Origin of the sequence: Curtobacterium sp. SL109 (assembly GCF_026672405.1) — a bacterium.
Classification (GTDB): Bacteria; Actinomycetota; Actinomycetes; order Actinomycetales; family Microbacteriaceae; genus Curtobacterium.
Window position 1 is genome coordinate 1,322,169 of record NZ_JAPPRB010000002.1, and the last position, 13,472, is coordinate 1,335,640.

The following is a 13,472-nucleotide window of genomic DNA, read 5'->3' on the forward strand; positions in this document are numbered from 1 at the left end:
ACCCGCGTCCGGCCGGGTACCGTACCAGGATGAGCTCCGAAACGAACAGCACCACCGAACCCATCGACGAGGGGCCCGTGGTGACGTTCGCCGACCTGGGGCTCAGCGAGCCCGTCCTCAAGGCCGTCAAGGACATCGGGTACGAGACCCCGTCCGCGATCCAGGCCGCCACCATCCCGACCCTGCTCGCCGGGCGTGACGTCGTCGGTCTCGCCCAGACCGGCACCGGCAAGACGGCGGCGTTCGCGCTGCCCGTCCTGTCCCGCATGGACGCCGGCAGCAAGCTGCCCCAGGCGCTCGTGCTCTCGCCGACCCGTGAGCTCGCGCTCCAGGTGTGCGAGGCCTTCGAGCAGTACGCGTCCCACATGAAGGGCGTCCACGTGCTGCCCGTCTACGGCGGCCAGGCCTACGGCGTGCAGCTGTCGGCACTGCGTCGTGGCGTGGACGTCGTCGTCGGCACGCCCGGTCGCATCATGGACCACATCGCGAAGGGCACGCTCGACCTGTCCGAGCTGAAGTACCTGGTGCTCGACGAGGCCGACGAGATGCTCAAGATGGGCTTCGCCGAGGACGTCGAGACGATCCTCGCCGAGACGCCGGACACGAAGCAGGTCGCGCTGTTCTCCGCGACGATGCCCGCGCAGATCCGCCGCATCTCGAAGCAGTACCTCAACGACCCGGCCGAGATCACCGTCAAGGCCAAGACGACCACGTCCGCGAACACCTCGCAGCGCTACCTCATCGTGTCGTACGCGCAGAAGGTCGACGCGCTCACCCGCATCCTCGAGGTCGAGGACTTCGAGGGCCTGATCATCTTCGTCCGCACCAAGAGCGAGACCGAGACCCTGGCCGAGAAGCTCCGTGCCCGCGGGTACGCCGCCGCCGCCATCAGCGGTGACGTCGCCCAGGCGCAGCGCGAGCGCACCGTGAACCAGCTCAAGTCGGGCAAGCTCGACATCCTGGTCGCCACGGACGTCGCCGCCCGTGGCCTCGACGTCGACCGCATCACCCACGTGGTGAACTTCGACATCCCCGTCGACACCGAGTCCTACGTCCACCGCATCGGCCGCACGGGCCGCGCCGGCCGCAGCGGTGCCGCGATCAGCTTCGTCACCCCGCGTGAGCGCCGCCTGCTCACCGCGATCGAGAAGGCCACCCGTCAGCCGCTCACCGAGATGACGCTGCCCTCGGTCGAGGACGTCAACGTCACCCGCCTGACCCGCTTCGACGACGCGATCACCGCGGCGCTCGAGCAGCGCGGCCGGGTCGAGGCCTTCCGCGACATCATCGCCCACTACGTCGAGCACCACGACGTCCCGGAGGCCGACGTGGCCGCCGCGCTCGCCGTGGTGGCGCAGGGGGAGACCCCGCTGCTCCTCGACCCGGCCGAGGACGCCCTCCGCCGCCAGGTCGAGCGCGACCAGCGCAAGAGCCGCGACGAGCGCAAGGGCCGAGAAGAGGACGGCGGCGACCGTCGTCGTCGCTCGGTCCCGATGACGCCGTACCGCATCGAGGTCGGTCGTCGGCACCGCGTCGAGCCGCGCCAGATCGTCGGTGCCCTCGCGAACGAGGGCGGCCTGCGCCGCGACGACTTCGGCGCGATCCGCATCCAGCCCGACTTCTCCATCGTCGAACTGCCGTCGGACATGCCCGGTGACGTGATCGAGCGCCTCCGCGACACCCGCATCAGCGGCCGGCTCATCGAGATCCAGCCCGACCGCCGCGGCGGCGGCTCGCGTCGCCCCCGCGACGACGACGACCGCCCGGCGCGCACGTCGCGCTACTGACGCGAGATCGCTCTGACTGGAGGCCCGGTTCCAGCTGGAACCTGGGCCCACGCCGGCCGGTTCCGACCCGACGCGCCAGCGGCGGGTCGGCCGTGCCCGGTGGGGAGCCTCCCGTCAGTCTGTGGGCCCGGACCGTTGCGGGACTCCGCACGGAGGCCCGCACTTCGGCCGCCACCCGTTCCGCCGGAAGTCGGCCGGTGCTTGCATGTCCCCGGGACGCGACGGGAAGTCGCGTGGACAGGGGAATGATCGTGTTCAAGACAGTGCTCACCGTCGCGGCAGCAGCCGCGCTCGTCGTCACCGGGGCGCTCCCGGCAACGGCCGCACCGGCAACGAAGCCGGGTGCGCCGACCTCGGTGCGGGTCGTCGGCGCCGCCGACCAGGCCACCGTCCAGTGGTCGCTGCCGCGGAGCGGCGCGAAGGTCGTCGGGTGGACCGTGGCCGTCACGCCCGCCGAGGAGCAGCCCGACAACGGTGTCGACCGGCTCGGCGCATCGGCGCGCTGGGACCGCTTCGGCGCCCTGCACGCCGGGACGACCTACACGTTCGCCGTCCGCGCCGTCGGTGCGAAGTCGACGACGGGGCCGGCCGTGAAGGTCCGGTACACGGCGACGGGGACTCCCGCGGAGACCGAGTCGCAGTCGCTCTTCGCACTCGACGCGTCCGGCGCCGTCGTGCGCTTCGGCACCGACGGCTCCACCGCCGCCACGACCATCGCCGCGAACGGTGCCGGCTACACGGCCGACGACCGCGGTGACGTGTTCGTGCCCTCGGCCGACCTGACCTCGATCGTGATGTACCCGGTCGGTGGCCGCGCACCCCAGACGATCGCGACGGGGCTGCACCTGACCGCCGACCTCCGTTCGGACGTCGCGGGCAACCTGTACTGGCAGGACTCGGTCTCCGGCGCCGTCAAGGAGCTGCCGGTCACCGGTGGCACCCCGGTGACGGTCCTGCCGAGCACCGGCATCACGTGGGCGGTCGGCCGTGACGGCACCGTCTCCGCGTGGACCGGTGACACCACGAAGGCCTCCGTCACCAGCCGGACCCCGTCGGGGACGACCACCACCCGCACGCTCAGCTCCGGCGCGACCGGCACCTTCGGCTACGTCCGCACGATGATCGCCGACGGACGCGGCGGGCTGTACGTGAACTGGCTGTCGCCGGGCGCTGCCGGTGCCTACATCTGGCAGGCCCTGCCGGCCGGTGCGACCACGTGGACCTCGGCCGAGCCCAAGCTCGCGTTCGAGTACGGCGCCACCAACTCCGCCGGCTTCCGCCTGGCGCAGTCGGCAGCCTGGTGCCCGACGCCGTCCGAGTACACGCCGACCGGTTGTGGCGTGGACCGTTCGATCACGACGACGGTCGTCCGCGCCGCTGACGGCACGACGACCACCGTGCCGGTGAGCGGCGTCACCGCTGGCAACCGCGGCGCCAACGTGGGTGCTGCGGACGAGGCCGGCGACGTGTTCATCGACGTCGACAGCGGTCCGACGCCCGGGCTCTGGCGTCTGCCGGCCGCCGGTGGTGCTGCGCAGCAGCTCGCCAGCGCGCAGTTCAGCCGCCTGCTCGTCATCTGACCGACGACACCAGCGCACATCAGGAGGGCCCAGCACCGCGGTGCTGGGCCCTCCTCGCGTGGTGCCGGCGGTTCGTCGGTCAGGCGACGCCCACCAGGGTCCGCCGGCAGACCTCGTCCCACGGCGTCGGCTCGATGCCGAAGTGCGCGCGGGCCGCGGAGTCGTCGAGCACGTACGGGGCCGTCCACTGGTACAGCAGCGGCACCATCTCCCGCAGCACCGGTGTGACGACGCCGAGCGCACGGACCGCGGGCACGGACAGGCCGCGGACCCGCACCGGTGGCCTCCCCGCCGCGGCCAGCACGTCGGTCAGGGCCTGCGCCTGCGAGGTCGGCGGGTTCGAGGGCACGTTCCACGTCCGACCGTGCGCTGACCCGTCGCCCGCCGCTCGGACGAGCGTCCTCGCGACGTCGAGCACGTCCGTGAAGGTGTGCGGCAGGTCGGTCCGACCGATCATCCAGGCGCCCTTCCCCCGGAGCGCCCCGGGCAGCACGCGGGTGACGTGGGCGTTCACCCCGGTGCCGGTGCCCACGTAGTCGGACGCGCGCACCTCCACGGCCCGGACGCGCCCTGCGCGGTGGGCGTCGAGGGCGTCCTGCCACATCCGGGCCCGGAGGACGCCCTTGGCGTCCGTCGCCGCGTCCGGCAGGCCCTCGTGCATCGGGCCCTCGACGGGGCCGTACGGGTACAGGTTCCCGGTGACGGCGTACACGGCACCCGTCCGTTCGGCCGCGGTCAGCAGCGCGGCGGCCAGCGGCGGCCAGGTCGCCGCCCACTGCGCGTAGTCGCCCGGGTTCGCGCAGTTGTACAGGACCGCCGCACCCTCCGCGGCCCGGGTGAGCGCGTCGGCGTCGGAGGCGTCGAGCGCGACGTGTGCCGCGCCTCCGACCCCGGTGTCCCGACCCGAGCGGCTGGCGACCGTGACGCGGTCGCCGCGGCCGACGAGCAGTGCGGCGACGTGGCGGCCGACGGGGCCGGCGCCGACGACCAGGTGGTGCTCCGACATGGGGTTCCTCTCCTCGGGTGAACGAGAGCACTGCTCTCGACCCGCCGAGCATCGCATGCCGTGCGCACCCGCGCAAGAGCGGTGCTCTCGTTGTGGGCACCGCTCTCGCGTGCCAGGGTGGGCGGATGGTCGAGACGGCACGCGCACTGGCCCGACAGGCACTCCGCTCCCGGATCCTCGACGCGGCGCGGGTGCGCCTGACGGGGGAGGGGCCCGCGCAGCTGAGCCTCCGCGCGGTGGCCCGGGACGTCGGCATGGTCTCCTCGGCGGTCTACCGGTACTTCCCGAGCCGCGACGACCTGCTCACCGCGCTGCTCGTGCAGGACTACGACGAGCTCGGCGAGGCCGTCGAACGGGCGGACGCCGGGCACGAGCGCACGGACGTCGGCGGGCGGTGGACGGCCGCGTGCCGGGCCGTGCGGACCTGGTCCCTCGAGCACCCGGGCGACTTCGCGCTGCTCTACGGCAGCCCCGTTCCCGGGTACGCGGCACCGCAGGAGACGATCGAGCCGGCGACCAGGGTCACGCAGGTGCTGGTTCGGATCGCGGTCGACGCGATGGCCGACCGTGCGGTCCCGACGCCCTCGGTCGCGCCGGCGCCGGCCGCGGTCGGGGACGTGCTCGCACCGGCGCTCGCCTACGTCCGGTCGCGCGGGATCACCGACGACGCCCCGGCCGAGGCCGTCATGCGGACGATCATGGCGTGGACGACCCTGTTCGGCGCGGTGTCCTTCGAGCTCTTCGGCCACACCGTCGGAGTCGTCGCGGACCACGCCGAGTACTTCGACCGGCTCGTCGAACGGCTCGCCGCTGACATCGGCTTCTCCGCGATCGGGGGCGTGACAACGGCGCCTCCCCTGAGGTAGACAGGTCCGGACACCCGAGCCGAGACCCGACGGCGAGGACCAACCACCCCGCGCGATCAGGAGCAACGGTGCAGCGGAGCAAGACGGACGTCGTCGGATCGGGAGCCTCAGGGTGACCGCGCTCGACGTCAGCAGGCAGGACCGACGGCGCCTCGGTGGGAGCACCGGGCGTCGGCGACTGGTGACGGTGCGGACGGTCGCCGTGCTGGCCTCGCTGGCGGGCATCAACTACGTCGGCTGGCGCTGGGCGGCGTCGGTGAACTGGCACTCGTGGTGGATCGCGGTGCCGCTGATCCTCGCCGAGACGTACAGCGTGATCGACTCGCTGCTCTTCGCGTTCGGTGCCTGGAAGCTCCGCGAGCGGGGCGAACCGCCGACCCCGCCCACGACCGACGTCACCGTGGACGTCTTCATCACCACCTACGACGAACCGGTCGACCTGGTGATGCGCACCGCGCTCGCGGCGAAGGCCATCCGGTACCCGCACAGCACGTGGATCCTCGACGACGGCAACCGCGCCGACATGCGTGCGGCGGCGGAGCAGGCCGGGCTCGGCGTGGTCACCCGCGGGCAGGACTGGGTCGACCGCCCCCGGCACGCCAAGGCCGGGAACCTCAACAACGCCCTGCTGTCGACGCAGGGGGAGTTCCTGCTCATCCTCGACGCCGACCAGGTGCCCGACCCGGCGATCCTCGACCGCACGCTCGGGTACTTCAAGGACCCGCGGATGGCGCTCGTGCAGACGCCGCAGTGGTTCGAGAACGTGCCGGACGCCGACCTGCTCGGCAGTCAGGCGCCGCTGTTCTACGGCCCCATCCAGCAGTCGAAGGACGGCTGGAACGCCGCGTTCTTCTGCGGGTCGAACGCGGTCCTCCGGCGCGAGGCGCTGATGCAGCTCGGCATCTCCCGCTACGTGCACGAGGTCGAGACCTCGGTGCGCCGCACGCTGGTGACCTCCCGCCGCCTGCTCTCCCGCGCCCGCGAGGACGAGACCGACCCGCGCGTCCTCGGCGCCCTCGACGACGCCGAGGCCGTGGTGGACCGTGCCCGCGACCAGATGGCCGCGGACGAGCCCCTCGGCGACGTCACGTACGAGTTCCAGCGCGGCATCGACGCCATCGCGTTCCGGTTCGCCGCGGCCGACCTCGAGTCCGTGCGGAACGACCTGCAGGAACTCGCGGCGATGTCGACCGACGCGGACACCTTCGCCGGGCTCGACGACGCCGCGCTCGACGTCCTCGGGCAGCGGAACGCCTCGCCCGTCGCGGCCATCGAGGCGATCTCCGTGCTGGCCAGGGCCGTCGACGTGAACCGCGGCGACGAGGCCCAGCCGATCATGCCGCTGGCGACGATCTCCGTGACCGAGGACATGGCGACCGCGATGCGCCTGCACGGGCTCGGCTGGCGGTCGGCGTACCACGACGAGATCCTGGCGAAGGGCCTGGCGCCCGAGGACCTGCCGACGATGCTCGTCCAGCGACTCCGGTGGGCGCAGGGCACGATGCAGGTGTTCTTCCGCGAGAACCCCCTGGTGCAGAAGGGCCTGTCGTTCGGGCAGCGGCTCATGTACTTCTCGACCATGTGGAGCTACCTGTCCGGCTTCGCGGCGATCGTGTACATCGCCGCGCCGGTGCTGTGCCTGTCGTTCGGCGTCGTCCCGGTGCAGGCCTACAGCGTCGACTTCTTCGCCCGGCTCATCCCCTTCCTGGTGCTCAACCAGCTGCTGTTCTGGGTCGTCGCCGCGGGCCGGCCGACCTGGCGCGGGCAGCAGTACTCGCTCGCGCTGTTCCCGGTGTGGATCGAGAGCGTGACCAGCGCGTTCGAGAACGTGTTCCGCGGCAAGCCCCTCGGGTTCCGCGTGACCCCGAAGGTCCGCGACGAGACCGCGATGAAGCCCCGGTGGGACCTGGTCCGGCCGCAGCTGTTCGCGATGGGGTCGCTCGTCGCCGCGCTGCTCCTGATCGGCGTCCGGTACCTCACGGGCCAGGCGTCCGGGGTCGCGCCGCTCGTCAACACCGCCTGGGTCGTCTTCGACCTCGTCATCTTCAGCATCGTCATCCGAGCGGTGCTGTACCGCGGACCGGCCCCCACCGGGCAGTCCGGCCACACGTCGAGCACCGCCGGAGGACCCCTGTGACCACGTTCGACGTCCCCGCCGTCCCGACCAGCCTCGACACGGTGCAGGACCGCTTCGCCACCTGGTGGGACGGCCTCGGCGTCGACGACGTCGCGCACCGGTTCGCGCTCGAGACCGCGCTGGCCGAGATCGCGGCGAACATCGTCGAGCACACTGCACGCCGCGACCAGCAGGAGGGGCGGCGGTACACCGTGCAGCTCGAGGCCACGGACGACACCTTCACAGCGGTGCTCCGCGACAACGGGCTGCCCGTCGACATCGACCTCGCCGCCGTGACGATGGCGGACGCCGAGGCCGAGAGCGGGCGCGGACTGGCGCTGGCGCTGGCGGCGCTCGACCGGCTGGAGCACCGGCACGAGCACGGCCACAACATCTGGACCCTGGTGTGCGAGCGGTGAGGGGACACCTCGTCCGCCTGATCGCCCTCATCGTCACCGCCGGCACGCTGCTGCTCGGTGGCATCGCACCCGCGCAGGCGGCGACGGGCCCGATCGCTCCGCCGAGCGGGAAGGCGTGGTTCGGCCCGGACCTCGACTGGGGTGCGGACGCCCCCGACGGCTACGAGGGACGGCTCGGTGCCACCCCGTCCACCTACGGCGTGGAGATCCAGTACCCGCTCGACCGCACCGCCGAACGCCTGCTGCTGCGCTCGGCCCGCGCAGCCGCGGCGCAGGGCGCGACCCTCGTCGTCGGGCTGGAGCCCGGGGTCGCCCTCGGGTCCCTGACCGCCGCCGACGCCCGGCGCACGAACAGCCTGTTCGAGCGCATCCACCGGCAGTACGGCACGCAGCTGCTCGTGCGGTTCGCGCCGCAGATGAACGGCACGTGGGTCCGGTGGGGTCAGCAGCCGACGCAGTACGTCCGGGCGTTCCAGGGGCTCGCCGAGGCGGTGCACGCCGGGTCGTCCGACGCGGCGATGGTCTGGTCGCCGTCGTACGGTGCCGGTTACCCGTTCGGGGAGTCGGCCGGACGGCTCCGCGACCTGTCGGCCACCGACGTCGAACGCCTCGACACGAACGGCGACGGCGCGCTCACCGCCGCGGACGACCCCTACGGGCCGTACTGGCCGGGCGACACCGCCGTGGACTGGGTCGGGCTGTCGATGTTCTCCTTCGGCAAGGGCGCGGCGACCCAGGCCGCCGGACGCGGCGTCGCGCTGATGACGAACGAGGTCCCCACCGCCGGCGAGGTCGCGGCCCGCTTCGACGAGCGCTGGGGCTACGACCGGCAGCAGCCGCAGACGTTCTCCGAGCGCTTCGCCGTCGGCCACGACCGTCCGATGCTGCTCGACACCGGTGCCCTGTACGACCACGCGCTGCGCGGCGCCGACGAGCTCCCGGTGAAGCAGGGGTGGTGGAACCAGGTGTTCGCGGCGGTGCAGGACCGTCCGTACGTCCGCGCGGTGACCTTCGTCGAGACGAACCGGCGCGAGCCCGAGGCCGGCAACCGCCTGGCCGACTGGCGCGACACGGCCGACCGCGGTGTGGCGGAGACCTTCCGCCGCGACCTCCTCGCCACCGACCGGTTCGTGACCGGCCCCGTCACCGAGGAGGTGACGCACCGGGACGGCGCCGCCGCGACGAACCAGCAGCTCGACACCGGCGGCGACCAGATGGCCTGGATCGTCTGGGTCGCGGTGGGCCTCGCCCTGGCGTTCCTGCTCAGCGGTCTCGTCGGCCGGCTCCTGCCGCGCTGGCGCTACCCGGACGACGGCAAGCCCGGGCGTGACCTGCGCCTCGACCTGTTCCGCGGGTTCATCATCCTCGCGGTGGTCATCACCCACATCGAGATCGGCGGCCCGTACTCGTTCATCACGCTGCACGCGATCGGGGCGATCACGGGCGCGGAGATGTTCGTGTTCCTGTCCGGCATGGTCCTCGGCATGACGTACCCGCTGGCGATCAAGCGGTTCGGCGAGTGGGCGGCGGCGGTCGGTGCGTGGAAGCGCGCGCGGAAGCAGTACCTCGTCACGCTCGTGGTGATCGCGGTGGTGTTCGTGCTGAGCTTCGTGCCGTTCCTGGACACGGACGCGATCACGACCTTCACCGACCGGGGGACCGGCACCGGAGGCGTCGGGGCCGAGGGGCGCGTCTACGACCTCTACCCGAACGCCATGCAGCTCCTGGCGTACCCGCCGCCCTGGTACGCGATCCGGCAGTTCCTGCTGCTCGAGATGGGCCCGTGGCCGTTCAACATCATGGGCCTGTTCGTGGTGCTGAGCCTGTTCATCCCGCCGCTGCTCTGGGTCATCCGTCGGGGCTTCTGGTGGGCGGTGCTCGCCGGCAGCTGGGCGCTGTACGTGTTCCAGGCCCTGAACCCGTCCTTCCAGCCGCTGCACTCCCAGTTCGAGGCGGTGTTCCCGCTCCTCACCTGGCAGATCGTCTTCACGCACGGTCTGGTGCTCGGCTACTACCGGCGGCAGGTCGTCGGCGCGCTGACCGGCCGCCTCGGGAAGGTGCTCATCGGCGTCGGGGTCGTCGGCTACGCGGCGTTCCTGGTCTACGTCTGGGCGGCCGCGCAGGTCGGGTTCACGCCTGTGCCGTTCCCGGCGTCGATGTACGACCAGCTCTACAACACGGCGTACCAGCGCGTCGACCTGCAGTGGGGGCGCCTGGTCGACATCGCGTTCTTCGCGATCGTGTCCTACGCGCTGCTCACCGTGTTCTGGAAGCCGATCAGCGCCGTCCTCGGCTGGCTGTGGATCCCGATCGGCCAGGCGAGCCTCTACGTGTTCGTCTGGCAGGTGTTCTTCGCGCTGGCGATCGCGTCGATCCCGGGCGTCGACTGGGGCAACGGGTGGATCGGCTTCGCCGTGCACTCGGCGCTGATCCTGCTCGTCTGGGTGATGATCCGCCGCAAGTTCCTGTTCTCGGTCATCCCCCGCTGACGCGGGACCTTCCGCGCGTCGGCAGTCGAATCGCGCGTCGAAGGTCGGAACTTCCGACCCGCTACGCGCGATCCCGCTCGCCCAGCTGGCACCGCGACAGACGGGAGGCTCGGTGCGGGTTGGCACCGAGCCTCCCGTCCGGTGGTCAGCGCGTCGCGAGCGGCGTCGGGTCCACCGGGTCCGGCGGCACCGGGAGCGACCCGTGGATCTGGTTCTGTGCCTGGCAGTCGCTCGTGCAGTTGGTCGCTCCGGCGCTCAGCTCGACGGCGTCCTCGCCGAGCACGCCGCCGAGGCGACCGCCGGGCTGGACGGTCCACGTCGTGGTGGTGGCCGTCTGCGAGGTCTTCGTGGCGACCTGCGGGCTGTCCTTGCCGAGGAGCATCTGGTGCGCCCCGCTGCCCGAGGTCACCGCCGGGGTGCCGTCACCGAAGTTGATCTTCCCCGTGTACGGGTTGGTGAAGTAGAACAGCCCGGCGCCGAGCGTGTGCGTGAACGTGACGGGGCCGGCGAACTCGGTCTCCATCTGGAAGACGCCGCCCTGGGCGCCGTCCTTCGCCTGGATCTTGAACTTGCCGGCGCCGGTGCTGAAGATCGCGACGAGGGTGTCGTCCCGGACCTCGAGCGACGACAGCCGCGTGCCGGACAGCTGCGCGGCGGTCAGCGACGGCACCTTCGACGCGAACACCACGGTCGGCCTCGTGACCATCCGCTGCGTGTCCGGGGCTCCCGTCAGCGTGTAGTCGTACACGCCGAGGTCGGCGACCCGGATGTCGAAGCCGTTGTGCTTGCCGCGCACCGCGATCGTGCCGGAGACGGCGGTGTCCCGGAGCTTGAAGTCCTTGCCGACGGCGGGGTTCGTGGTGGTGCCGTTCACGGTGACGGCGTAGTCCCCGCCCGTCGAGGTCTTCCCGGACGCCTGTGCCGGGGCGACCCCGACGAGGGCGACGGCCGCGACGGTGACCGCGGCGATCGCGGCGGCCAGGCCGACGGTGCGACCGCGGGCCGCGCGACCGTGCGCGGTGCGGCGGGGTTCGAGGGTGTGGTCCATGGTGTGCCTCCTGGTCTGCGGGGCGGTTCGACCCCTCGGCACGATCGTCGCCGGTCCACCACGGCACCACCATCGGACCTTGGTACTAGTACCCCGTCACCAGCCGTGGTCCCGCGCCCAGAGCGCCGCGCTGGTGCGGTCCGCGACGCCGATGCGCCGGAAGACGCTGCCGACGTGGACCTTCACCGTGCGTTCGGCGATGCCGAGTTCGCTGGCGATCTGCCGGTTCGAGAGCCCACGCGCCAGGCGGACGAGCACGTCGCGCTCCCGCGGGGGCATCGCGGGCGCCGACTCCGACGCACTCGCACCTGCCGGGTCGGCGGGCAGCAGGCCGTGGGCGACGCGGGGATCGATCGGTGCCTCGTCCCGCGCCGTCGCCCGGACCCCGCGCACGACGTCGTCCGGGTCCGCGTCCTTGAGCAGGTACCCGGTGGCACCGGCGACCAGGGCAGCGCGGACCCGCTCGTCGTCGGCGAACGTCGTCAGCACGAGCACCCGGGCAGCGGGTACCCGCGCACGCAGGGCCCGCGTCGCCGCAGCCCCGCCCGCGCCGGGCATCGACAGGTCCATCACGACGACGTCGGGCAGCAGCACGGCAGCGAGTTCGACGGCGTCCTCGCCGGTGGCCGCTTCGCCGACGACCTCGCAGTCGTCGGTCGTGTCGAGCACGGCACGCAGTCCGTTCCGCACCAGGGCGTGGTCGTCGACGAGCAGCACCCTCACCATGTGCTCCCTCCAGCCGGGATCGACAGCTCCCACCGCGTGCCGGTGTCCGGCGTGGTGCGGAGACGGAGGGCACCACCGGCGTCCTCCGCGATCTGGCGCAGCAGCGTCGTGCCGAGGTGGCCGCTCCGCCGTGTCGACAGGACGGTGTCCGCGTCGAACCCGACACCGTCGTCGACGACCACGACGACGAGGTCCTCGAGGCTTCGACGGACGACGACCTCGACCGTCGATGCCCCTGCGTGCCGGACCGTGTTCGCGACCGACTCGCGGACGAACCGCACCGTCGCGAGCAGTGCGGCGGGGGAGGCGTCGATCGTCGCCGGCACCGTCACGACCGTCCGCACACCGGCCGCACGACCCCGGGCCGTGGCGTCGTCGAGTGCCGCGACGAGCCCCGCGCGGTCGGGCACCGGTGGCTGGATCGCCGACATCGACGACCGCAGCGTCGACACGGCCGCCCGCAGTGTCGTGGCGGACTCGTCGAGCACGGCCGACCCGGGGCCGGTCGTGGTGCGGGCCGCGGCGCCGAGGGACAGGGCGAGCCCCGCGATGTCCTGCACCGGCCCGTCGTGCAGGTCCGCCGCCAGACGACGACGCTCGGCGGTCTCCGCGTCGAGCGCCCGCACGAGCAGCCGCTCCCGCTCCCGCTGACCTGCCCGCAGCCGGAGCAGCAGCCACAGCACGACGGGCAGGAGCAGGGCCACGGCGACCGCCACCGTCCCGGATGCGAGCGTCGCGAACGCCGACCAGAGCGAGGCAGCGCTGGCCAGCACCGCGTCGTACGGGTAGTAGACCTCGAGCAGCAGCGGTGCGCCCGACGGGGTGTGCACCGCCTGGTACGCCTCGAGCAACCGCCCCTGACCGCGTTCGTAGCGGTTCTCCGGCTCCGTCAGGTCGGACACCTCGGCGTCGGACCGGTCGGTCTCGAGCGCTTCGAGGTCCTCCTCCGACAGGGCGAACCGCTGCCCGATCAGCCGGGGTTCGTCCGACCAGAGCACGGTGCCGTCCGGCGCCCAGAGCTTCACGCGGACGGCGGCGCTCGCCGTGGTCACACCCCGGACGGCACGGGCGAGCTCGTCCGCGGCTGCAGCGCGCTCGGCGGGGTCGTGGTCGGCGATGGCGTCGAGCAGCGCGGGTTCGACGACGGAGCGGGCGACGGCCGCGGTGTCCTCGGTGGCGTCCTCGACCGCGAAGCGTTCGGCGGTGCGCTGCGACACGAGGGTCCCGACCGTGGCCACCGCGGCGCCGCCGAGCAGGGCGACGAGGACCACGCCCACGAGGACGCGGCCCCACGGCGTGGTGCGCGCTGAGCGACGGCGGGCGTCGGGAGCGACGACGAGCAGGCCGCCGCCGTCGGAGGCGCTGGGGTCGGTCGTCGGCGCTGCTCGGGGCACATGGTCACCGTAGCCGCGGGAGGGCGGTCGGACTGCGCGTC

At 72.6% G+C, this 13,472-nt stretch carries 10 protein-coding genes; 6 read left to right on the forward strand and 4 right to left on the reverse strand.

Features of this window, described 5'->3' with window-relative positions; translation table 11 throughout:
• Window positions 1-29: 29 nt before the first annotated feature.
• The gene (locus tag OVA28_RS07850) at window positions 30-1,787 is read left to right on the forward strand and encodes a DEAD/DEAH box helicase (protein ID WP_194661299.1); all 1,758 of its coding nucleotides are present in this window, start codon (window positions 30-32) and stop codon (window positions 1,785-1,787) included.
• A gap of 251 nt (window positions 1,788-2,038) precedes the next feature.
• The gene (locus OVA28_RS07855) at window positions 2,039-3,367 is read left to right on the forward strand and encodes a fibronectin type III domain-containing protein (RefSeq protein ID WP_268096498.1); all 1,329 of its coding nucleotides are present in this window, start codon (window positions 2,039-2,041) and stop codon (window positions 3,365-3,367) included.
• A gap of 79 nt (window positions 3,368-3,446) precedes the next feature.
• Here OVA28_RS07855 and OVA28_RS07860 read toward each other — a convergent pair whose 3' ends face one another.
• Entirely contained in the window at window positions 3,447-4,373 is a 927-nt protein-coding gene (locus tag OVA28_RS07860) for an NAD-dependent epimerase/dehydratase family protein (protein WP_268096499.1), read from the reverse strand.
• Between the two features lie 125 nt (window positions 4,374-4,498).
• Between OVA28_RS07860 and OVA28_RS07865 the strand changes: the two genes are divergently transcribed.
• From OVA28_RS07865 to opgC, 4 genes are all read left to right on the forward strand, one after another.
• Complete coding sequence (locus OVA28_RS07865; RefSeq protein WP_268096500.1) at window positions 4,499-5,239, forward strand: TetR/AcrR family transcriptional regulator; 741 nt, start codon at window positions 4,499-4,501, stop codon at window positions 5,237-5,239.
• A gap of 112 nt (window positions 5,240-5,351) precedes the next feature.
• Window positions 5,352-7,376 carry a glycosyltransferase family 2 protein gene (locus tag OVA28_RS07870; protein ID WP_194661295.1) on the forward strand — a complete coding sequence of 675 codons (2,025 nt, stop codon included), beginning with the start codon at window positions 5,352-5,354 and terminating at the stop codon, window positions 7,374-7,376.
• Complete coding sequence (locus OVA28_RS07875) at window positions 7,373-7,774, forward strand: ATP-binding protein (protein WP_194661294.1); 402 nt, start codon at window positions 7,373-7,375, stop codon at window positions 7,772-7,774. Before OVA28_RS07870 ends, OVA28_RS07875 begins: the two co-directional genes overlap by 4 nt.
• On the forward strand, window positions 7,771-10,263 hold the full coding sequence (gene opgC, locus OVA28_RS07880; RefSeq protein ID WP_268096501.1) for an OpgC domain-containing protein: 2,493 nt from the start codon (window positions 7,771-7,773) through the stop codon (window positions 10,261-10,263). The genes OVA28_RS07875 and opgC overlap by 4 nt, the downstream gene beginning before the upstream one ends.
• 145 nt (window positions 10,264-10,408) lie before the next feature.
• On the opposite strand, the gene OVA28_RS07885 is transcribed toward opgC, so the two are convergent.
• The 3 genes from OVA28_RS07885 to OVA28_RS07895 all read right to left on the reverse strand — a co-directional run bounded on the left by OVA28_RS07885 (window position 10,409) and on the right by OVA28_RS07895 (window position 13,431).
• Window positions 10,409-11,311 (reverse strand): hypothetical protein, encoded by a 903-nt coding sequence (locus OVA28_RS07885; protein ID WP_268096502.1) that lies wholly within the window; start codon window positions 11,309-11,311, stop codon window positions 10,409-10,411.
• 96 nt (window positions 11,312-11,407) lie between these two features.
• Window positions 11,408-12,037 (reverse strand): response regulator, encoded by a 630-nt coding sequence (locus OVA28_RS07890; protein WP_194661291.1) that lies wholly within the window; start codon window positions 12,035-12,037, stop codon window positions 11,408-11,410.
• The gene (locus tag OVA28_RS07895) at window positions 12,031-13,431 is read right to left on the reverse strand and encodes a sensor histidine kinase (RefSeq protein ID WP_268096503.1); all 1,401 of its coding nucleotides are present in this window, start codon (window positions 13,429-13,431) and stop codon (window positions 12,031-12,033) included. The genes OVA28_RS07890 and OVA28_RS07895 overlap by 7 nt, the downstream gene beginning before the upstream one ends.
• Between the last annotated feature and the right edge of the window lie 41 nt (window positions 13,432-13,472).